13 protein-coding genes are annotated in these 22972 nt (G+C 66.6%); 11 read left to right on the forward strand and 2 right to left on the reverse strand.

Annotated features, from left to right (window positions below):
• Position 1 precedes the first annotated feature (1 nt).
• From DWF74_RS00750 to DWF74_RS00775, 6 genes are all read left to right on the forward strand, one after another.
• On the forward strand, positions 2 to 3559 hold the full coding sequence (locus tag DWF74_RS00750; protein ID WP_115580050.1) for a hypothetical protein: 3558 nt from the start codon (positions 2 to 4) through the stop codon (positions 3557 to 3559).
• Positions 3556 to 4923 carry a hypothetical protein gene (locus DWF74_RS00755; protein WP_115580051.1) on the forward strand — a complete coding sequence of 456 codons (1368 nt, stop codon included), beginning with the start codon at positions 3556 to 3558 and terminating at the stop codon, positions 4921 to 4923. The genes DWF74_RS00750 and DWF74_RS00755 overlap by 4 nt, the downstream gene beginning before the upstream one ends.
• A 15-nt stretch (positions 4924 to 4938) precedes the next feature.
• Entirely contained in the window at positions 4939 to 15363 is a 10425-nt protein-coding gene (locus DWF74_RS00760) for a LysM peptidoglycan-binding domain-containing protein (protein WP_115580052.1), read from the forward strand.
• Between the two features lie 67 nt (positions 15364 to 15430).
• The gene (locus tag DWF74_RS00765; RefSeq protein ID WP_102865009.1) at positions 15431 to 15901 is read left to right on the forward strand and encodes a hypothetical protein; all 471 of its coding nucleotides are present in this window, start codon (positions 15431 to 15433) and stop codon (positions 15899 to 15901) included.
• On the forward strand, positions 15892 to 16890 hold the full coding sequence (locus tag DWF74_RS00770; protein WP_240322000.1) for a DegT/DnrJ/EryC1/StrS family aminotransferase: 999 nt from the start codon (positions 15892 to 15894) through the stop codon (positions 16888 to 16890). Before DWF74_RS00765 ends, DWF74_RS00770 begins: the two co-directional genes overlap by 10 nt.
• A complete protein-coding gene (locus DWF74_RS00775) occupies positions 16887 to 18116 on the forward strand; it encodes a hypothetical protein (RefSeq protein ID WP_115580054.1) in 1230 nt (409 codons plus the stop codon). Before DWF74_RS00770 ends, DWF74_RS00775 begins: the two co-directional genes overlap by 4 nt.
• A gap of 20 nt (positions 18117 to 18136) precedes the next feature.
• Here the strand turns inward: DWF74_RS00775 and DWF74_RS00780 are convergent, their stop codons facing one another.
• Positions 18137 to 18961: an enoyl-CoA hydratase/isomerase family protein gene (locus DWF74_RS00780; protein ID WP_102865006.1), complete on the reverse strand. Its 825-nt coding sequence runs from the start codon at positions 18959 to 18961 to the stop codon at positions 18137 to 18139.
• A gap of 164 nt (positions 18962 to 19125) precedes the next feature.
• Between DWF74_RS00780 and DWF74_RS00785 the strand changes: the two genes are divergently transcribed.
• The 5 genes from DWF74_RS00785 to DWF74_RS00805 all read left to right on the forward strand — a co-directional run bounded on the left by DWF74_RS00785 (position 19126) and on the right by DWF74_RS00805 (position 22577).
• The gene (locus tag DWF74_RS00785) at positions 19126 to 19935 is read left to right on the forward strand and encodes a helix-turn-helix domain-containing protein (RefSeq protein WP_115580055.1); all 810 of its coding nucleotides are present in this window, start codon (positions 19126 to 19128) and stop codon (positions 19933 to 19935) included.
• A gap of 85 nt (positions 19936 to 20020) precedes the next feature.
• Positions 20021 to 20656, forward strand: a complete 636-nt coding sequence (locus tag DWF74_RS00790) for a LysE family translocator (protein WP_205413494.1) — start codon at positions 20021 to 20023, stop codon at positions 20654 to 20656.
• A 190-nt stretch (positions 20657 to 20846) separates the two neighbouring features.
• A complete protein-coding gene (locus DWF74_RS00795; RefSeq protein WP_102865003.1) occupies positions 20847 to 21263 on the forward strand; it encodes an NUDIX hydrolase in 417 nt (138 codons plus the stop codon).
• A gap of 229 nt (positions 21264 to 21492) precedes the next feature.
• Positions 21493 to 22098: an SCO family protein gene (locus DWF74_RS00800; RefSeq protein ID WP_102865242.1), complete on the forward strand. Its 606-nt coding sequence runs from the start codon at positions 21493 to 21495 to the stop codon at positions 22096 to 22098.
• Complete coding sequence (locus DWF74_RS00805) at positions 22098 to 22577, forward strand: copper chaperone PCu(A)C (protein ID WP_115580057.1); 480 nt, start codon at positions 22098 to 22100, stop codon at positions 22575 to 22577. The genes DWF74_RS00800 and DWF74_RS00805 overlap by 1 nt, the downstream gene beginning before the upstream one ends.
• A 107-nt stretch (positions 22578 to 22684) precedes the next feature.
• On the opposite strand, the gene DWF74_RS00810 is transcribed toward DWF74_RS00805, so the two are convergent.
• Positions 22685 to 22963 (reverse strand): hypothetical protein, encoded by a 279-nt coding sequence (locus tag DWF74_RS00810; RefSeq protein WP_240322001.1) that lies wholly within the window; start codon positions 22961 to 22963, stop codon positions 22685 to 22687.
• Between the last annotated feature and the right edge of the window lie 9 nt (positions 22964 to 22972).

Here is a 22972-nt window from a genome sequence, read left to right on the forward strand (position 1 = left end):
CATGACCAGCACGTCCGACTACCAGCAGATCGCCCACAGCGCCGCCTACGCCCTGCCGGATGCCAGCGGCTATGGCTGGCGCGGTTATGTCATGCCCAAAGGCACCGCGTCCGGCAGCCTGCCGGCCAGCCTGAGCCCGGCCGATGCCTTCGACAAATATGCCGGCCATTACCTGTTCGCCCCCAGCGAACCGGCCGCCCTGCGCAGCGACCCCACGGCCTTCATCAACGCCCTGTACGACTTTCTGTTCGCCGTCGACCAGCGCAACTTCGTCGGCCGAGCGCTGCTGTGGTTGCCCGGGTCCAGCCTGCCGGCGCCCCAGGCCTTCAACAGCTACGGCCTGCGCATCAGCGTGGCGGCGCCCAGCCAGGTGCAGAACAACCTCAACCTGCGGCTTGGCGATCGCCTGACGTTCTTCGTCAACTTCGGCACCTATGTCAAATACGACCCGGACTTCAACGCCCTGCGCCTGAAATCCACTACCGGCATCACCATGGGCTTGAGCGACAAGCTGCAGGCCGACAGCGGCCTGCAACTGACACCGCCGCAACAGCCCCTGGCCTACGTGCCCCTGGACGGCAATCAGGCCGGCAGCCTGACCTACGCCTTGACCTACAGCAGCCAGCCCGCCCTCAAGTATTTCCCGACCGGCTTTACCTATGTGGCCAACACCGCAGGCGGCAAGAGCGTGCTCAATTACCCGGTGTTCAACCCCAGCGGCATGCCCGCCAAACTGACCATGGGTGGCGTGCTCGACCCATTGGACCCGCTCAATCAGAACATCGCCGCGGCGCAACTAGCCGCCGGACTGATCCGCACTGCCATCAGCTTCGCCAACACCGGCACGACCGCGTTGCCCAGCCAGTGGCGCAGCACCGCCGGCAACCCGATCAGCCTGATCCCGCTCAATGGCCTGGACGCCAACGGTTGGCCGCGGCCCTATGCCGCCAGCCTGGTGTTCTGTGCCCAAGGCGGCAGTTACAGCCTGACCCTGGCCGGCGACTTTGGCTTGAGCCTGCCGGCTGCCGGCGCCGGGCAGACCCTGCTGTGCGGGATCTTCGGCACCGAGTGGCTGAGCTTTACCGCCTACAACGCTTCCCTGAGCCCGCAAGACAACGACCGCTTACGCCTGCTCGCCGCGCAACCGGCCTATGCACCGGTGTTTCCGTTCCAGGCCAGCAGCCTGGTCACGCCCACCAGTGGCGCGGTCAGCGCCCTGCTCAACGGCGAGCACCGGACCTCCTGGTGCAGCCTGGTGGCCGGCGCCTCCACCCCGGCCTACAGTGCCCAGCCCGACGGCAGTCCGCTCTATGGCCAGGGCCGCAGCAACGGCGCCACACCGCTGCTGGCTCCGGCCGCGCCGAGCACCCCGCTGCCCCAGGACGCCGGGTTTGCCTTCCCGCTGGTGCCGTATGCGGGAGTGAGTAGCAATGCCAGCCTCAACCTGACCCAATTCGAAAGCGAGATCCTCGCCGCCTCGCGCAAAAGCCTGATCAGCGCCGCGACCCTGCCGGGCAAACAAGCCGCGCGGGCCCGGCGCCTGCAGCGGCTGCTGACCACCGACGCGGCACCACCCAATCGGGCGACCACCCCGCAAGGCCTGCTGGTGGACCTGGACGCCGACGGCATCGGCTACGCCAAGGTGCTGCTGGCCCGCTCGCCATCCACCCAAGGACCGCTGGACTTTGCCTTCGTGCAGCCCAGCGAGGCCCTGCACGAGGCCTTGCAGACCAACCAGCTGTTTCTGGTGGGGGTCAATCCGCAGCCGTTCTTCACCCAGGGCGCCAGCTTCAGCAACCGCATGGACATCGCCGACTGGCGCTTTATCGCCAACATCGGCGTCGGCGTGCAAACCACCAGCTACCGCAATGTGCTGATCATGAAGTACTGCGCCGGCAGCCTGAAGGAGCGCATCGACAACCCCAATCGCTGGACCATGCCCGAGACGTTCTCCAAGACCGCGGACCTGGCGCCGGGCCTGGAAACCCTGGCCTACACCGGTTTGTCCCAGTGGCTGCAGGACTTCATCGCTGTCGCCGAGGCCAAGGCCGCGGCCAGCCCCGACAGCCTCTACGCCGACTTCGTGGCCCAGGTCAGCGACCCGGCCTGGAACGGCTTCATGGTGCTCAACGCCGACCTGCCCCTGGACAGCCTGCCCGAGCAACTGGCGGGCATCGCCGCCGGCATCGACTACAGCCGCTTCCTGGCCCACCACTTTGGCGCCAGTGTCAGCCGCATCAGCCAACAGGGCGACACCCTGGATATCCAGGGCATCTCCACCCTGTTCGGCCTGATCGACTACCAGAACCCCGCCTATGAGCAGGCCCAGGCCAATGGCGCGGCCCCGGACATGCCGGTGGCCCTGAGCACCAGCAACGGTTACGCCTTCAGTGTCCTGCAGCTGCAGGCGCTGTTCCGCCAATCCCGGTTGGTGACCTTCAACAGTCGCATCCAGCTGAGCCTGGACCTGCTGTTCGGCTCGCCGATCCGCGCCACCCTGCGCGCCGGCCAGCCCAGCGCGGTGAACGCCATGGTCCTGGACGGCAGCGCCCTGCAACAGAACGACACCACCACCTACGTGTTCGAGCAGAGCCAGAGCTACCTGTTCAACCTCGACAGCAACGTGCTGCCGGCCGCCTCGGTCAACCGCATTCAGTTCAACACCCTGGGCAGCCCGGACGGCGGTGTCACCACCGCCAGCCGCTTCCTGCTGTGGGGCAAGCTGGATTTCACCCTGCTCAAGACCGCGGACGGGCCATTCGACCTGCTGTCCTTCGGCAGCGCCGACGGCAGCCCGAGCAACCAGGGCCTGGCCTACACCAACCTGGAAATCGCCATGGCCTTTCCCAGCGCCACGCCCAATGCCGTGGGCTTTGCCTTCAACCCCGACAACCTCGGGTTCGACCCGGCCACCAGCCAGGTGCGCGGACAGAGTCTGTACAAGGGCTTCACCCTGCAGCTCAAGCAGTTCATCCAGGCACCGGCGCAGAAAAAGCCCGCGGACTATGGCTTCCTCCCGGTGCTGCCGCAGAACCTGGCGCTCAAGGCGCTGTCGGGCGCCTGGTCGGGCATCGTCTACAAGGTCACCATGGGCTCCCCCGGGTCCCTGGTGTCGGGCACCGGTTTCGAGTCCGACCTGCTGATCGCCTGGTCGCCCGGCAGCAAGAGCAGCGACGCCAGCCCAATGCTGTTTGTCGGTCTCAGCCTGCCCGGCGCCGCGCCGTCGGCCAGCGTGTTTTCCCTGCAGGGCATCATCAAGGTCTCCACCGGGCCGATCAAACTGCTGTACCAGACCATCCCCGGTCAGACCGACACCCAGGCCAGGTTCTTCAACCTGCAACTGACCGATATCGGCATCAAGATCCTCGGCATCGCCAAGTTGCCGCCGGGCGCCACCCTGCAGTTCTTCCTGTTCGGCGACCCGCAGTCCTCCGGCAGCCTGGGCTGGTACGCCGCCTACGTCAAAGACCCGCAGAGCAAGGCCGCCAACCTGCTAGCGATGGAGTCGGGCCAGTCCACGCAACCGGCATTGACCGGACCATCGGAGGTGACGCCATGACTCGGGTCCTGTACTGGAACATCGAGAGCTTCGGCTACAACAAGATCCGCCCGCTGAGCACCAAGCGCGATCGCAACGGTGCCTTCATTCCCGACCTCGACGCCGCCGACCGACTGGCCCTGATCCTGGCCCATATCACCGCGTTCAACCCGGACATCTTCGTCGTGGTGGAGACGGCCAGCGGTCCCAGCCACGGCCCCGGATCGCTGATCTCCCCCACCGGCGGCTGGCAGGGCTGCGCCGAACTGCTGCTGCGCATCCGCAACCAGACCGGCGTGCCCTGGAACCTGGTGCCGCCCCTGGTGGTCGGCCAGGCCGGGCGCGCCGAGGGCGTCGCGGTGTTCTACAAACCGGTGATCCCGGCGGGCGGCGGCGTAGCGGCGGGCAAGCGCCTGTTCACCGGCCCCAACGCCTGGTCGCCAGCGGGCAATGGCATCAGCTTCAACCCCCAGGTGCCGGCCCCGCCGGCCGCCGGCAACTACCCGGCGTTGCAGACCCAGACCTGCTTCAGCGTGCCCAATCGGCCCATTCCGCCCACGGCGCTGAACCCGGGCAACCTCAACGAGAGCCGCTGCGCGGCGCGGGTCGCGTTCGTCGACAATTTCGGCGCGGCGATCAACTACGGCGGCTTGCGCGAACCCTACATGGTGACCTTCTGCGAAACCGTCGACGGCCCGCCGGTGGTGGTGCAGCGCAACCTCACGCTGTTTGCCATCCACTCGCCACCGCAATATGTCGCGGCCAATGCCTACCTCAACGCCCTGGCCAATGTGCGCGACATCAGCGCCGCCCTGGGCGCGCTGGAAACCCGGATCATCACCGGCGACTTCAACGTCAACCTGTTGAGCCAGAACGGCAACGATCCGGGGCGCTATGGCGCCCTCACCGCCCTGGGCTACGGCCTGCAACTGCAAGCGCCGGCCCTGGCCCCGCCGCCGGCGCTGGAGGCCTACACCGGCTACTTCGCCACCCACCTGCGCAGTCGCAACGCGAGCATTTTCTGGTCAACCAACGCCGGGGCCGTGCCCTATCCGGGCTACCGCTACATCGGTTCATCCAACAGCAGCAGCCTGTATTCCATCGACAACATCCTGGTGCGCGGCGGCGCGGCGGGCAATTTCACCATCGCCAACAGCGTGGTCGGGGTGCCGCTGAACGTGGTCAACCCCGCGCCCGGCGGTGCGCCCATGGGCCTGGTGGCCATGGCCAGCGATTTCCAGGCGCCGCCGCCCGCCTGGGTCCCGGCGCCCCCCGCCCCCGCCCCGGCATTCGCCGCGGGCGATCGGCAACGCTACCGCGGCTGGCGCAACCTGGGGCACATCCGCTCCACCAGCGATCACCTGGCCCTGTTTGTGACGGTCTGAACAAGGAGAAGACAGATGGCCAACAGCCCCCTGAGCAACCTCGCCGCGGCCCTGACCGGCGATGCCGGCGCGCCGATCGTCCTCACCCGCGACTACCTGATCGCCGGCTTGGCGGACGCCACGGTCAGCGTGTCCGCCACTCTGGACAACGACCTCAAGGCGGCCTTCCAGTCGCCGGTCGCCGGGCTCACGGTCAACCTCACGGCGCAGAGCGTGCAGCCGCTGAATCCCGCCACCCAGAGCTTCAAGGTCACCGGGGTCAGCGCGCGCTTCCTGCAACAGGATATCCAGCAGGGGCTGGTCCTGACCTTCGGCCTCACGGGCGCTGCCGGGGCCCAGAGCCTGAGCCTGGAAATCGTCACCACCCCGGCCAGCTGGACCTGGGCCGACCTGTCGAGCTTCGCCACCGGCATTCCCTTCAAGTGGACCGCAATCAGCAACGCGGTCTTCACCTTCAAGGCCAGCCAGGGCCCGCGCCAGGGCTTCGCCGCCCAGCTGACGCCGCCGCCCCAGCTCAGCACCGCGGTCGCGGTGGTGCAGAACCTGGGGTTCCCGACCCTGGCCCTGCCCTTCACCGGCAGCATGGACTTCGCCAAGGTCGACGGGGTCGAGGTGTTCATGCCCACCACCACCTTGCAGGCGCCGTTCCTCAACGTCAGCGGCGGCCTGAAGCTGCTGTACCTGAACGTCGATACCCCGGTGTTCGGCCTGATCATCGGCCCGCCGGAACTGCAGGACGGCGAAGACCCGGCCGAAGCCTTCTACGACCAGCAGGTCAGCCTGTATTTCGGCCTCAACCTGAGCCTCACCGACCAGAACGGCCAGTCCGTCGACTACCAGATGCGCGCCCTGGCCCAGATCAACAACGGCAGCGCCTTCAATTTCTACCTCGGCCACAGCGATGACGGCAGCGCCCTGCTGACCCCGGCAACCATCATCGGCCTGCTGGACAACAACGGCAGTTTCTTCAGCGGCACGCCACCGGTGTTGCAACAGTTCCTCTCCGGAATCGGCCTGCGCAGCCTCGCCCTGAGTGGCGTCACCCGCCCGAAACTGGCCCTGAGCACCGCCAGCGTGACCCTGGGCGCCGACCCCACGGTGATCAATGTCGAGCATCCCTGGGTGCCCCTGCAGGACCCGACCAACCAGCTGGTGTTCGGCGTCACCGATTTCGAACTGGTGTGGGGGATCAACTTCCTGCCCGAGGGCAACGCCCAGAGCTTTCTGTTCCAGACCCACTTCCTGCTGTTGCCCGAGGTGTTCAAGGGCAAGACCGCGGGCGAAAACGGCCTGTTCTTTGTCCAGTTCAATTCCGACCTGCAACTGCTGGCGCGCTTCGACGGCACGGCCAACCTCAATGACCTGATCGCCACCCTGACCGCTCAGTTGATTCGCATCCCCAAGAGTTTCGTCGACGCCTCGCTGTCCGACGTCGGCCTGAGCCTGGACGTCGGCGCCAAGAGCTACGCCTTCAACGCCGGTTTCGAGCTCGACCTGAACCTGTTCACCTTCGCTGGCCAGCCGATTCTCTCGGTCACCGACGGCCAGCTGTACATCAAGGCCACCACCCCCACCGCCGCCAGCGGCACCAACGCCCCGGCGGTGACCACCTACCAGGCGGGGATCGGTGGGCTGGTGGGCATCGGTCCGTATTTCGCCAATGCCAGCCTCGACTACGACGGCAGCAAGACCCCGGCCACCTGGCAAGTCGCCGCGCAACTGGCGCAGCCGGTGGACGTGCAACAGCTGGTCAGCCAGTTCCTCAGCTTCGGCGGGACCTTCACCTTTCCGGATTTCCTGCCCGGCCAACTGCTGGTCAACACCCTGGAGGTGGACGCCAGCCTGAGCACCGGCAACACCCCGCTCGACAGCTACACGGTGGCCGGCAGCCTGCGCTGGACCTTCAACCTGGGCCAGGCCTTCAGCGTCGATACCCTGGCCACCCTGAGCCTGAGCTACGACGCCAGCAAGCCGGCGAACCAGCAGTACAGCGGCAGCGCCACCACCCTGTGGGATTTCAGCTTTCTCAACGACAGCGTGCTGCTGGGCTACAGCTTCGCCCCCGACAACCAGGGCAGCAACGCCCAGCTGACCCTGTCCTGGGAAGGCCTGACGGCGATCTATCAGGTCGACAAGAAGACCCTGACCTTCACCCTGAAGAACTGGAGCCTGGGCCGGCTGATCCAGAAACTCATGCAATCGCTGAGCGACCCGTATTTCACCCTGAGCTCGCCCTGGGACGTGCTCAACCAGATTTCCCTCGACGGCCTGTCGCTGATCATCAACCTGGAAAACAGCAGCGGCAGTAGCGTGCCGAGCATCAGCGCCAAGTACACCCTGGCGAGCAAGATCGACCTGGGGTTCATGAGCATCGACGGCCTGGTGTTCGAGCGCAAAAAGGTCAATGGCGTGGACAAGATCACCCTGGGCATCGACGGCTCTTCGGTGTTCAAGGGCAACAACCCCCAGGAGCAGCAGGACTGGAGCAACCTGCTGGACCCGAGCAAAGGCCAGCCAGTGGACAAGCTGCCCACGGTGCCGGGCCAGGGCACGGACTACTTCAGCCTGCCGCTGCTGGTCCTCGGCCAGCGGGTGGCCATCAGCGGCTACGACAGCTTTGCCAACACCAAGGCGGTGATCGACGCCCTGAAGGACGTGCCGTCGACTACCGGTTCCAGCAACCCGCTGAACCCCAGCGACAGCGGCAGCAAGGGCGTGCCCTACTACAACCGCAACAGCGACTGGCTGATCGCCGGGCAACTGTTGCTGCTCAAGACCGGCAAGGACTGGACCGTCGACCTGATGCTGGTGTTCAACGACCCCAACCTCTATGGACTGCGCCTGGCCCTGGCCGGGGAGAAAGCCAAGGCCCTGGGCAACCTGGTGCTGGACATCCTGTACAAGAAGATCACCGACGACGTCGGCGTGTACCAGATCGAATGGACCTTCCCCGACAGCATCCGCAACCTCAACTTCGGCGCGGTGTCCATCGTGCTGCCGGAGATCGGGGTGAAGATCTACACCAACGGCGACTTCTTCATCGACATCGGTTTTCCCTACAACCTGGACTTCACCCGCTCGTTCTCGATTTCCGCGATCGTCTACGGCGTGCCGGTGCTCGGTGCCGGCGGCTTCTACCTGGGCAAGCTGTCGTCGGTGACCGCCACCCAGGTGCCGAAAACCACCCAGGGCACTTTCGACCCGGTGATTGTCTTCGGCCTCGGTCTGCAGTTGGGCCTGGGCTACGAGTTCGTCAAGGGGCCGCTCAAGGCCGGTTTCGCCCTGACCGTGTTCGGCATTCTGGAAGGCACCATCGCCGCCTTCCACGCCTATCACCCGTCCACCGCCCTGGTGCCGGCCGGCAAGAGCGTGCAGGACGACTACTACTTCAAGATCCAGGGCACGGTCGGGGTCATCGGCCTGCTCTACGGCAGCATCGACTTCGCCATCATCTCGGCCGCGGTCAACGTGCGCATCACCCTGTCGCTGTCCCTGACCTACGAGAGCTACAAGCCGATTCCGATTGCCGCCCGGGCCACGGTGGAGGTCAGCGTCAAGGTCAAGATCGACCTCGGCCTGTTCAGCTTCAGCATCAGTTTTTCCTTCCATGCCGACGTCTCGGCGCGCTTCGAGATCAACGCCATCGAGAGCGGCCCGGCGCCCTGGGCCGAACCCGGCCTGCTGCTGGCGCGCCAGGCCCGCCATGTCCAGCTGGCCAGTGCGCGGCGGGCCACCACGCCGCAACCGATGACCCTGCTGCGCGCCGCCGGCAAACCGCTGCTGAACCTCTACGCCACGCCGCAATTCACCGTGCTGTGCAACGAGGGCGCCAGCGACTACGCCGACCAGCAAGGAGCCTTCGTGTTCCTGCTGACCATGGACGCGCCCTCGCCGACCCGGGCCTCGGCCGACAGCGCCGGCAACAGCAGCTTCGAACGCCTGTGCGCCGACTACCTGCCCTGGCTCGTGGGCAGCCTGGGCTCGGCCAGCAGCGACCAGGACACCCTGGCCGACATCCTCGGCACCCTGGTGGACAAGGCCATGCTTGTGGAGGACATCAGACGCCTGGCCGACCTGGCCAACCCGCCGTTCGGCATCAGCGAGCTGCTGACCTTCCTGTCGTCCTTCGAGGTCAGCATCACCCTGCCCGACGCCTCCAATCAGGCGCAGATCCAGCAGGTACTGCAAGCCGGCTCGGTGCTGTTCCCGGTATTCGACGGTCTGTCCCTGGGCGTGCCCCTGGCCAATGCCGGCAGCGCGACCGTGGATTTCGCCCACTACGTGGGCACCAACAGCACCTACCGCAGCAATGTCGCGCAGATGTTCAAGGAGCTGGCCGCGCTGGTGACCGACGAGGAAACGCCGACACCGACACTGCGGGCCGCGGCGGACGACAGCGAATCCATGGCCGCGGTGATCTTCACCGACGCCTTCATGGTCATCGGCCGGCAACTGTTGCAGGTCGCGTTGAATGCCTTTGACGACTACGCCTATGCCACGGCCAACGGCAACTCCATCAGCACCATCCTGAGCTGGACCAACGACCAGCGCGGCAACAACCTGACCCTGGACGATATCGTCCGGCCCAACGCCGAAGTCGCCCTGAGCGACGGCCTGACCCTGGATATCCCGCTGCCGGCCTACACCCTGCAGAGCAGCGACACCCTGGCCAAGGTCGCCGCGGCCTGGTCCGACAGCGGCGTGCCGGCGCGCTGGAGCACCAGCGCCTCGGGGCTGATCCTGGCCAACGGCAATTCGTTGGTGATCGCCGCCAATCAGGTGATCAGCCTGCCGGTGGGCAACGACATCCATCAGTACACCACCGGCCCCGGGGAAACCTTCAACAGCCTGGCCCGGGCCCTGGGCGTGACGCTGGCGCAACTGGCCCAGGACAGTGCGCTGTACGCCATGCCCGGGCTATTGCTTGCCGGCCAGCCGCTGCTGCTGCCGAACCTGGCGTACCGCACCGCCGGCGACAGCCTCAACAGCGCCGGCGCGCGCTTCGGCGTCAGTGCCATGACCCTGTTCAGCGACCCGGCATCGGCCAACTTCGGGGTGGCGCCCCTGTTCGCCACGCCGCAGATCACCCTCACCTCGCTCAACAGCCTGTACACCGAGGACCTGTGGAATCTGCTGGTGGCCACCGACCAGCTGTCGCAACTGGCGGGCATGCTCTCGCGCTTTCTGGCCTACGGCCTGCGCCTGCCGGCGAACCCGGCGGGCATGGGCGGCCTGAGCCTGAGTCCGGAGTTTCTCTACCCCGCCCAGCAGAACGCCTATGGCCTGTACCAGTTGACCGGGCAGCAGTTCCCGACCCCGGCCGGCCAATTGTCCGGCAGCGATTTGCCCATCAGCCTGAGCCGGGCCGCCACCAGCCACGGGGTCGACCTGTCGTTCGTGCAGATCGCCGGGGCCAGCAGCGGCTCGATGAACCTGAACCAGGCCTACAGCAACCTCTGCGGGGTGCTGGCCTACGCCCGGCAAGGCAAGTTCCAGCCGGCGCCGCGCATCGACCTGCTGCCCACCGTGGCCCGCAGCCCGAAAGACTACGCGGTGAAAAGCGTGTCCCTGTGGTCGACCGCCGACCTGCAGCAGTTGCGCGACCTCTGCCAGCCGGGGCTGCGGGCCAGCGCCGAGGGCGGCGCCAGCGTGCAGCCCATGCTCTGGTCCCTGCCCGACGGCCTGATCCAGCTGATCAACCAGCGAGTCGGCAACCTCGCCCGGCAGTTGCCGCAGCTGGCACAGCAAATACCCTACCTGCCGGCGTTCACCCCGTGCGAGGTGTCCACCGACCCGGCGACCCTGGAAACCACCAGCCGCGAGATCCCGGCCTACAGCTACGCGACCCGGGTCGATTTCACCATCAAGCGCCTGCCCCAGGCCGAACCCGGGGCCATCGCCGGCAGCGGCAGCAACCTGTCCTACACCTACGAACTGCTCGGCCCGTCGGCCACCGACGCGCAGTTGCTGGAACGCTTGCTGATCGCGGTCAGTGAGCTGGGCAGCGCGATCATCAGCGGCCAGTTCTTGCTGCTGCCCCAGGGCAACGCCAAGGCCAGCAACCTGCTGAGCCAGGCCGCCAGCGACTTCCTGGCCTTCCTGACCCAGACCAATCTGTCCACCGAAACCAACCCGCCGCCGGCCCTGATGGCCGCGCGCCTGGCCGAAGAAGCCGGACCGCGGGGCATCCTCAATCCGCCCGAGGAAGTGGTCAAGCTGCTCTGGGAACTGTCCACCGTGCGCTCCGGCGGCTACTACCTGAGCTACTACGATGCAATCGCCGCCGCCGGCCTGCCCGACAGCATCTTCGACGACAGCGGCACCGCCACCCTGACCCTGGTGGTGACCTACCCCCGCAACGCCCTCGACGGCCGCCTGGGCAACTTCGTCAACGCCTTCGTCAGCACCGACACGGTGATCCAGCAAGGCAGCCACATGACCTTGCGCTCGGCCGCCACCGCCGACCACAGCCAACCGACCGGTGCCGGCGACAGCCTGGACAGCCTCGCGGCCTTCTACGGCATCGGCACTGGACGCATCGCCGAGCTCAATGCCGGCGTCACGCTGAGCAAGGCAGTGCAGGTGCCGGTGGACGGCATCATCCACCTGGTGACCCCGGCCGAGGCCAGCGCCGGCAACGGCCAGAGCGCGAGCATTCTCGACAACCTGGCGCGCTACTACTCGGTGGGCGCGCTGCAACCGATCAGCGCCACGCAGATCGCCAACCTCAACCCCGGGGTCAGCGCCGCCAACGGCGTGGCGCTGTTCATCCCGGCCCTGACCTATGTCGTCGACGCCAGCCTGGCGCCGGGCAACAGCCTGCAATCCCTGGCTAGCTACTACGGCCTCGACCTGGACGCCCTGGCGGTGGGCGCCGCGCAGGTCACCGGGCTGTTCAGTGTCGGCAGCAGCCTGAGCATCGACACCCAGACCTTCGATCTGCAGGCGGTGTTCAAACAGGGCAACGCAGCCTTCAGTGTGCTGCGCAGCAACCCACCGCCGGTGGATTCGCCAAGCCAGGACCCGGACGGCTACGCCAGCGCCTACCTGTACAACCTGTACTCGGTGCTGTCCGCCGGGCTCGACGGTTCGCCCTGGTTCAGCGCCAGCGAGCTGGCCTTGCCCTTCGGTCCGCAGCGGCCGGACAGTGGCGTCGACTCGCCCGAGGCCCAGGCCCGCCGGCGGGCCATGCGCGATCCGCAAAGCCGCGCCCGGGCCCTCAACGACCTGGCCGAGGACAGCCAGTACAGCTACCAGCAGACCCTTGGCCTGGCCCGGCGCGCCACCAGCAATGCCGCACCGACGCCGGCCCGGCCCGGGCTGCCGAGCGCGGAGGACAATCCCTACCGTGGCGTGGGCAGCTTCGCCCAGGTCAACCTGACCTGGCTGGACATCTTCGGCAATATCACCGTCACCCCCTTCCAGGCCCCCGCGCCCGGGTATCCCGGCAGCCTCAATCACCCGCCGCTGCCGCTGCGTTACTGCGACCGGCTGATCGCCCTGTCGGCCTGGCCCAACACCCGCAGTTTCTATACCTACGAAGCCGTTGCCGGCGGCGCGCAACTGGTGATCAGCCTGAGCCTCGACACTTCCAGCTATGACCCGGCCGGCGGTGACAAGGTCAAGGAGCAGGCCAAGAAGGACCTGGCGATGTTCAAACTGATCTACTACCAGCTGAACCAGTCCTACAAGGATCTGCAGTTGCCCTGGTGCCAGGGCCGCGCAGTCAGCGTGGAGCTGGTCAGCAGCCTGTTCGCCCAGCCCCTGAGCCGACTTGATGACAACCAGGCGCAGCCACTGCTGGACTATGTCAACGGGGTGATCCTGTACCTCGCCCAAGTGGTCCAGGGCACCCGCCCCGCCGCGCCGGCCACGGTGCAACTGAAGCTGGCGGTGGACATCGACGCCCTGGCCCCGGGCTCGATCCTGCCCCTGAGCCTGACCCTCAGTCTGCGCCGGGTGGCGGCGCTGGTGGAGCCGGATGTCGCCGGCCTGGAAGGTGGTGTGGCGGTGACCAGCACCCTGCTGCCGGTCCCCGACGCGCTGAGCGCCAGCACCAGCGGCTACAGCCAGTTCGCCCGGGCCTTCGAGGCCCTGTTCCAGCGGGCCGGGGCCTGGATGACCCGGGTCGGCAGCGGCACCGCGGACCCGGGCAGCACCCCGGACGGCCGCAGCCAGACCCTGTGGGCCGCGCGTTTTGCCCTGAGCGACGACGCCGACGGCATCCGTTACCGCATCGATCCGGCCCCGGGCTACTTCGCCGCCCAGCCGATCGCCCGCAGCCTGACCTCCGACAGCGTGCAGATCTACCCCAACTACCAGCCGGACCAGCCATTCCCGAGCGGCGATCCCGTGACCCTGACCCTGACCGGGGTCGATCAGAACCTGTGGTTCGAAACCGCCCTCAAGGCCATCGACGGCTTCCTCGCGCCGACCTACGCGCCCTCGGTGTTTCTGCTCGACACCCTGCTGGGCAGCAAGGACCCGCTCAAGGACGGCAACCTGGGGAAAATCCTCAGCGCCAAGCAGACCCTGGCCGACGCCATTGCATCGACCATCAAGCCGGTGCTCTCGGCAGGCCCGCAGGACGGCCCGGCGCGGGCCGCGGCGGGCGAGAAGCTGCGCCAGACCCTGCTCAACCAGCTGTATTCGGCCTACAGCACCACCGCCATCGTCGGTTTCTCGGTGCAAGGCAGCGCCACCGGCGAGCCCCTGTCGCTGTACGGCCAGCCAACGGTGGCGAGCGCCGCACCCGCGGCGCGCACCAGCGACCCCGAGGTGGCCGGCAACGACAACTATGCCTTTGGCAGCGGGCGCATCGCCCTGCCCGACGCCCCTGGGGAAAGCGCCCTGGCGTTTGTCTTCAACTCGCGCAACGAGGCGGCAAGAAGCTACGTGCCGCTGGACCTGGAGCTGCAGATCAGCCACCTGGAGCATGACGTGCGCAACGTTCCGGGCATCAGCGGCTACACCCAGTCGAACTGGATCTCGCTGATCTCCGGTCCCTTGCGAGTGCCCCTGGCCGACGGCCAGACCCTGAACCTGCCGGTGCTGCTGCGGGCCCTGCCCGAGCCGCCGACCATCCAGGGGCAGACCGCGACGGCCTGGGCCCCAGTGCCGCAGCAGGTCTCGGACCTGAGCAAATGGACCTACGCCTTCGACTCGCTGGTGCGCGGCACGGCCCAGGACAGCCTGAACGTGGCCATCGCCCTCAACACGCCAACCGTCGATGGCGCGCTGCGCAGTGCCAACAAGAGCCTGGTCACCGCCCTGGCGCAATTCGTCAGCGTGTACCCGAGCATTGAAGTGGCGATGCAGGACAACCTCAGCGCGATCAACTTCGGCGAGCCCACCGCGGTGCAGATTGCCGCGGCGCAACAGGCGGTGGAGGCCTTCGTCTACATCGTCCAGGAGGTCACCGAGGCCTACGATGCCTGGGCCCGGCCGCTGCTGCGCAGCGCGGCGGCGTTTGTCGCGCCCCAGGCCCTGACCTGCAGCTTCAGCCAGGTACTGGCACCGGTGACGGTGGATGGCCAGGAGCGGGCCGAAACCCTGCTGCTGGATGTCAGCATCAATCAGGTGGCGGCCAGCTACGATGCGGCCAGCGGGCAGATCAGCGCCACCCTGCCCCAGCTCGGCAAGGTCAGCCTGCCCTTGCCGCTGGTGCAGATCGCCCCGCAACAGTACGACGCGGTGAGCGTGGTCGATCCGAGCAACCCGGGGCTGATCGCCTACCGCTACCGACTCAAGGGCAGCCAGCCAGCCGTGTGGCTCGACTACGCGGATGCACTGCTGATCGACGAGCGCCGCACCAGCCTGCCGGCCCTCAACCTGTTCGACCACCAGAACGCCTGGGCCTCGCTGTCGGTGGAGCGCAACCGCATCCTGTTCCCCGCGGCGGACATCGGCACCCTGCAGACCAACCCGCTGTTCCGCTTCTCGACGCCAGTGGTGCGCTTTGTCGAAAGCATCAGCCCGCACATCAGCCAAGGCGCCTTCTCCCTGGACAACCTGCAGGTACCGAACGCCAGCCTGGACGACTACCTGGAGGTGTTTTTCGCCGCCCTGGGCGCCGGCAGCAACGGCACCACGGTGCAGGTCGGCATGGAGGGCCGCTACAGCTACGAGGTCGCCGCGCCCGGCGTGGTCGCGCGCACCGTGCTGCCGGCGGCGCTGCTGTTGCCGGTGGCGACTTCGCTGAACAGTCCACCGGCCTTCACCAGCGCCTTCAGCCAGGCCATCGATCGCTGGCGCCTGGCCGAACAGGTCACGGTGCAGGGCAACGCCCGGGTCGACCTGACCCTGCGGGCCTTCAGCGCCGACGATCCGGCACAACTGGCGCAAGGGGCGGTGGCCGCGGACAACCAGCCACCGCTGCTGAGCATCGAAACCCTCTGGGTATCCGCAAGTAAGGTTCCACCGGAACAAGGAGGTGCATGAGGCCACCACTACCGCGCACTGTTGATGAAGATGACCGCTTTAAATCAAACCTATTGGAGTACACCACATGAACGGACACACCAATCCCTCCTTTGACGAAGCCATGCCACTGGGGGTGTCTGATGCGCAATTCATCAATGACCTGCATGAGCTACTGGAGCGCCACGGCAACCTGGATCGCTTCGGACTCTGCCTGCTGCACGATCACTTCGCGGTCGCCGAGGACGAGATCCTGCTCGAATGCAACGACCATGAAGCCCGCACCCTGCACCTGGATGTGGTCAAGCGCGGCGCGCTGCCGGAGAGCAAGTTCACCAGCTGGCGCATTGGCGGCCCTCGGGCCGAGGCCCTGACCGCCTGTGCCATGGACAAGTGCAAAGTTGAAGCCCTGACTGCTTGTGCCATGGACAAGTGCAAGGTCGAAGCCCTGACTGCTTGCGCCATGGACAAGTGCAAGGTCGAAGCCCTGACTGCCTGCGCCATGGACAAGTGCAAAGTCGAAGCCCTGACCGCTTGCGCCATGGACAAGTGCAAGTAGTTCCAGGTCCTGCCGATGGCCAGTGGCGAGCACGGGAGGCCGATCGGCTGCCGTGCTCGTCCTGGCTCGCGCAGTTTTATCAGCGGCGCCACGGTGCCTTGGTCGGTTCCGGCACCGCGGCGCTGGAACTGGCGTTGCGCCAACTGGGGGTCACCGCCACCTGGCGGGTCGCGGTTCCCGCCGCCACCTGCCATCAAGTGGTGGCCGCCGTCCTCAATGCCGGCGCGATACCGGTGATTATCGAAAACGCTGCCGACCTGCTGCTCAGCAGCGAGGCGCTGGCGCCCCATATCCATGGCCTGGACGCGGTGATCGCGGTCCATCAATACGGCTTGCCTTGCGACATCCCGGCCTTGCGCCAGTTACTGGGCCCGCGCCTGCCCATCATCGAGGACAGCGCCGGTGCCTGGGATCTGTGCTGTCCCGGCGCGTCGCTGGTGGTCACCTCTCTGGGCCACGGCAAGGCCCTGGACATTGGCGGCGGTGGCGCGCTGTTCGGCGATCTGCCGGTGGATGGCGACATCGACGTCTGGTCGCCCGGCCAGCGTTCCCGCGCCTGCCCGGCCTTGAGCCCGGCCCTGTCGATTCATGCCCTGCCGGCGCTGATGCCTGCCGTCGCCAGGGCCCAGGCCCGTAGCCAGCGCCTGCGGCAGCAGATGCCCGGGCTGTTGGCGCGCTTGCGCGATGCCGGCCTCGAGCCCTGGGCACCGGCCGGATCGGCGCCGCCCAACGGTCAATACCTGGCGATCCGCACCCGCGAACCGCAGTTGTTCGAACGCCTGCGCCACAGCCCCCATGCCGAGGCCCTGGGGGTCTGCGCCCCGGCGGCCGGCGCGCTGCGGGAGCTGCCCATGCTGCGCGGCCGTGGCGAGGTGGCCCAGGGGCCGCAAGCCAGCCTGGAACTGCGCCGCAACTGGGTTCTGCTGGACCCGATCGCCGCCCTCGACCACCCCGGGCGCCTGGATGCCTGGGCCGGAGACACTCGATGAACAGTCCCGCCTGGCAACCCCAGCACGATCTGAACCAGCCTTTTGCCCCGGGCCCACGGGTGCAACAACTGGCCGACTACGCCCAGAGCGGTCAGACGCTGAGCACGGAACAACTGCTCGGGGTGGCCGGTGCGCGGGTGCTGTTCGCCAACTACCCGGTGCTGCGCGCCGACTTCGACGCGCCCTGGGAGGGAGCCACGGAGGCGGCCATCGATCGCTGGCTGCTGGACCACGCGGCTTTTATATCCACCAGCCAGGCAGCGGCCCAGGGCATCAACACCCCGATTACCCTGGACGACCGACGGGTAACGGCCTGGCGTCCGCCGCGTTATGGGCGCGCCGCGGTGCTGTGCGTGCCGGCCAGCGAGCAGGTGCTGTTCGACATCAAGGGCATTGGCGTGCCGCCGGACGAAGCCCCGCAGTTGCCCCATTCCAACGGTTTGCTGACCCTGGCCGAGGCGGTGCATGAAGTACTGATGGAGCACCTGGTGTTCGCCGCCATGAACCACGCCGGCGCGGCGATCACGCCATTGCCGGCCTATGCCCTGATCGACCTGGGCTTCGATGCCTTGTGGTATGACGGGCGTGCGGCGGAACCGGCGGTGCTGCTGTTGCGTCGGGCCTGCACCCGTCCGCGCTGCCAGTGGCAGCGCTACTGGCAGGGCCCCGAACTGGCCGGGGCCCTGATGCAGGCCGAGCTTCTGCTGCGGCGTTATGGCTTGACCGCCAGCAGCTGCGGCGCGGTGCGCTTTCACCTGTGCCAGGAGAACGGCGAACTGCAAGTCAGGCGCGATGAGCAAAGGCTGGCGGTCAGTACTCAGGTGGCCGAGACGCTGCACCGCCTGTTGAGCGCCAACCGGGGGGCGCCGTTACTGATCGATGGGGTCAATGTGCAACTGGCGGGGGTGTCCAGCGTGGCGCCGTTGCAACTGCAGGTGATGGACTTTGGCCGCTATCGGTTTGCCGAAAGATTCGAACATCACCTGTACGCCTGGATCGACGCCGATTACCAGAACCTCAACGGCCTGTACCTGGCGCCGGACGATCCGCGCTACGTCCAGCCCGATCCGCGCCTGAGCCTGGCCCGCAGTGCCGAGGGCCGGTGTTTCGCCGAACTGCAACGCCAGGTCGCGGGGTTTCGCCAGGGCGGCGATCCCCAGCGTCTGTGCCAGGCGTTGCGCGCCGCCCTGGCAGAAGCCTGCCGGCCATTGCGCGGCCAGGCCTGAGTCCCGAGGCTGGACGGGGCTCAGTGCTTGACCATGCCTGTCGCGGGGCGGCCTCCACGATCAGGGTGATCGCGCTCGATGAAGCGGCGCAGTCCTTCCTGGGTTTCAGGGGCGTGGATTGAGCGATTGAAGCACTGGGCTTCTATCTTCAAGCCTTCGGCCAAGGGCAATCCGTAACCGCGGATCGCCGCTTCCTTGTCCGAGCGCATCGCCGGTTGCGGCAGACCGGCCAGCACCTGGGCCAGTTCCAGCGCGCGCTTGAGGGAGCGTCCGCTGGGCACTATTTCGTTGACCAGACCGATACGGTAGGCCTCTTGGGCATCAATCACCTTGCCGGTCAGAATCAATTCCATGGCCCGGCCCATGCCGACAATCCGCGGCAGGCGCTGGGTGCCGCCGTCCGCCAGGCCGATGTTCCAGCGGCGGCAGGTAACGCCGAACGAGGCATGCTCTTCGGCAATGCGCATATCGGCAAAACAGGCCCACTCCAGGCCACCGGCATAGGCCACGCCATTGACGGCCGCGATCACCGGTTTATAGACGTCGACCCAACGGCTGGGGCCGATGATTCCGGGACGTTCGCCACGATCATGGGCGGCCATTTCCTCGGCGCTCGACGGCACCAGTTGCGCGGCGGCCTTGAGGTCGCCGCCGGCACAAAAGGCCCGATCGCCGGTGCCGGTAATGATCGCTACCAGGGCCGTGTCGTCGTCGCGAAAACGCGTCCAGGCGTCGATCAATTCAAGGTGGGTCACAGGGCCGATGCAGTTGCGCTGCTCGGGGCGATTGAAGCGGATGACCACTACGGGTCCGTGCTGCTCGTAGGCGATTTCCTTGAAGTTCATGGCAGCTCCTGGTGCAGGTCGTGGCGCGGTTGAGCAAAACCCGAGTGCAGTATAGGCAGCCCTGGCGCGCGCTCCCGTCCGGCATCCGCGCTCAGCGCAAACTGGCACCCTTGCAATCCACCCTGTTAGCCTGCTCATCCGTCCCCTGACCACAGAGCTGCAGCATGACGCCCTCAGCGCAATTCTGGCGTGACCCGAACCTGCCTTACGTAGAAAGCCGCCGAGCCTGTGACAGCCGCGCCAACTACAGGGCCCACAGCCACCCGACAGTGTCCATCGGCGCCGTGGACCGTGGCATCAGCCTGTTCAGTGGCGGCGCCGAGGGACCCACCCTGATCCAGGCCGGCAGCGTGGTGTTCGTCCCGGCCCATTGCGCCCATGCCTGCAATCCCCAGCCCGACACGGCCTGGAGCTACCAGATGCTGCACCTGGAGCCGCGCTGGGTCGAAGGCGTGCGCCTGGAAGCACAGCAGCAGGCGGCATTGGCACCTGGCCAGGTGCTGTTGAATCACGACGGGGATCTGTACCAGCGCTTTTGCCGCCTCAACGACCTGCTGTTCTCTACCGCCAGTTGGCAAAACAAGGAAGCTGCGCTGATCGAGTTCATTGGCGACTTTCCGCTGCAGGGGCAGCCGGTGATTGCCCTGGCCGCCGATCCGGGCCTGGCCGGCGCCGGGGTCCGGCGGGTCATGCAATTCCTGCAACAGGAGGCGCAACAGGCTCACCCGTTGCAGCGCCTGGCAACGCTGGCGGGCCTCAGCCGCTACCAACTGATCCGGGCCTTTCGCGCTGCTACCGGGATGACGCCCCACGCCTACCAATTGAACCAGCGCATCATCCAGGCCCGCACCTCGCTGCAGGCCGGCGAGGCCCCGGCGGCCCTGGCCCAGCGTTTGGGCTTTGCCGATCAAGCGCACTTCCAGCGGGTGTTCAAGGCCCATGTCGGGGTCACCCCGGGTTTGTACAAGCGCTGAAGGTCGCGCAATTTTCTTCAATACCCCAGTGCTGACGCCCGGCAGACTTCCAGCCCCTTCTCGCCTCTGGAAGTCTGCCTTCATGATTCAACAGTTCCTGCTGGTCGCCGCCGCGCATTTTCTCGCCCTGCTCTCCCCTGGACCGGACTTCTTCCTGGTGGCGCGCCTGTCCATGGCCAGCGGCTGGAAACCGGCCACCGGCGCCTGCCTGGGCATCGCCCTGGCCAACGGTCTGTTCATTGTCCTGGCCTTTGGCGGGGTCTCGGTATTGCGCCCCGACAGCTGGCTGTTCCTGGCGATCCAACTGGCCGGTTGTGGCTACCTGCTTTACCTGGGCTGGCTGTTCATCCGTCACGCTGGCACCCGTTCCCTGGCTGCGGTGGCTGCCCAGGACGACAGCCTGGCGCTGCACCGGGCCACCTGGTGGCGCGGCCTGGGCGCGGGTCTGCTTTCGGGCCTGCTCAACCCGAAGAACGCCCTGTTCTATGTCAGCCTGGCGTCCCTGGTGGGCGCCCAGACCAGCACCGCCTGGAAGCTGGTCTATGGCGTATGGATGTTCAGCGTGGTGCTGCTGTGGGATGTGTTGGTGGCGCTGGCCATTGGCAATGACCGGGTGCGGCGGCGCTTCTCCCGCGCCCTGCCCTGGCTGGAACGAATCACCGGGGTGATCCTGATCCTCATGGCACTGGCCGTGATCGCGGCCACCTTGTTGCGCCACTGAGCCGGGCACTTGAGTCAGGTTTTGAACCGCGCACTGGATCAACGGCCGTCCTGCACGTTGAAAGTTACAAATAAACAACAAAGCAACACGCGGTTGTCATCCTTGACAGTCGATAGTGTGCGAAGCGCACAGCAGCTGCCGGGCAGGACCACGGGGCTTGCCCTTCTCCCCAACGCACAGGAGTACAGCCATGCCACAACAGCCTCGCCTGGGATGCGGCGCCGCTATCGTCCGCGATGGCCAGTTACTGCTGGTCAAGCGCCTGCGGGACCCCGAGGCCGGTTGCTGGGGCTTGCCCGGAGGCAAGGTCGATTGGCTGGAGCCGGTGGAGCAGGCCATGCGCCGTGAAATCCTCGAAGCGCTCGGACTGACCCTGCAAGGCGTCAGCCTGTTATGCGTGGCAGACCAGATCGACGCCGAACGGCAGGAACATTGGGTTTGCCCGGTGTACCTGGCCTCCGCCCCGGCCATGGAGCCGCGTAACAACGAGCCGCACAAGCACAGCGACATCGCCTGGTTCGAGCTGGACCGGTTGCCCAAGCCCCTGACCCTGGCCACCCGCGCTGCCGTGCGGGCGCTGGTGCAGATCGCGGCGCTGGAAGATTGAAGGCGCATATCACCCAAGGCCCAGAGGTTGATCGTCCGGGGCATGGTTGCAACCGCAGGACCCGCCTCCGGGCAGCGCTCGACACTTGGCCGTGAGTCCGGCTCAATCCACCATCGCAGACTGCGACCGATGGCCGCAGGCATTGGTCTAATTAGCCCGCCGCTGCTTTCGTCTGTTTGCTACCATGCGCGGGTTTTTGCCTGTCTGGCTGTTCAAAGGGCGTTATTTCATGAGTGTTTTGCTGACTCGCCGCACCCTGCTTACCAGCGCCGGGGTGCTCGGCCTGGGCCTGCTCGCCGGTTGCGACAACAGTCCCCGACTGTCCTTCAAATATGGCAAGGACCTGAGCAATCAGATTCTCGGCCGCACCTTCAAACTCACCGATTCCCAGGGCGAAACCAAGTCGCTGTCCAGCTACCGTGGCCTGATGCCGATGATCTTCTTCGGCTTCACCCAGTGCCCGGCGGTCTGCCCCACCACCCTGGCCCGCGCCGCCCAGGCCAAGAAACTCATGGGCCGCGACGGCGACCGCCTGAAAGTGGTGTTCATCACCCTGGACCCCGAGCGCGACACACCCGAGGTGCTGGACGCCTACGTCAAGGCCTTCGACCCGAGCTTCGAGGCGCTGTACGGCAGCCTGGAAGAAACCGCGGCCACCGCCAAGGAATTTGGCGTGTTCTACGAAAAGATCCCCAGCGGCTCGACCTACACCCTGTCCCACACCGCCACCAGTTTCGTCTACGACTCCCGGGGCACCTTGCGCCTGGGTCTGTCCCAGTCCCTCAACGCCCAAGAGTGCGCGGAAGATCTGCTCACCGTCATGGAGGTCTGTTAATGAACTCGCAACGTCGCCCATCCCGGATCAAATCCGCCCTGCTGATGCTCTCCCTGCTGGGCCTGGCCGGCACCGCCAGCGCCGCGACCCAAGTGGACAACGCCTGGGTCCGCGCCACCGTCCCTGGCCAGCACGCCAGCGGCGCCTTCATGGACCTCACCGCCAGCAGCGACAGCAAGCTGGTTGAAGTGCAGTCGCCCGTGGCCAAGAACGTGCAGATCCATCAGTCGAGCATGCACAACGACGTGATGAGCATGCAGCCAGTGGACGCCTTGGCCCTGCCGGCCGGGAAGAAGGTCAGCCTGGACAGCCACGGCTATCACGTGATGCTCATGGAGCTCACCGGCCAGATCAAGGCCGGCGACACCGTGCCTCTGACCCTGATCGTGGAAAACGCCAAGGGCGAGAAGGAGTCGATCAAGGTCCAAGCCCAAGCCCGAGCGCTGAATGTGCCGGATCACGGCATGATGAAGCACTGAGTGCGGTAAACGACAGCGCTCCAAAGACCTGAAAAAGCCGGTTTCTGTTCAGCAGAAACCGGCTTTTTTTGTCCCGCACCTTGCCAAGAGACGGGGCGACTTGAGCCTCAGTAAATCCCCCGCGCCAACCACACCGTCAGCCCGCAGCACTCTGGGTCTTCACTGACCTGCTGCACCACCTCGAAACCGTGGGTATCGAGCAAGGTGCAGTATTCCCCCGGGTCCAGGCTCGCGTGGTACAGGGCCTCGCCTTCGAACTCGCCGATGGCCTCCCCTGCTGCAGGTCCGCTGGTGAACATCAGGGCGCAACCTGGGCCGGCATGGCATTCGAACACGGCGAACATGGCGCGCTGATCGTCCGGGCTCAGGTGGAACAGGATCGGCAACAAAGCGGC

Source organism: Pseudomonas protegens (genome assembly GCF_003363755.1).
GTDB lineage: Bacteria > Pseudomonadota > Gammaproteobacteria > Pseudomonadales > Pseudomonadaceae > Aquipseudomonas > Aquipseudomonas danubii.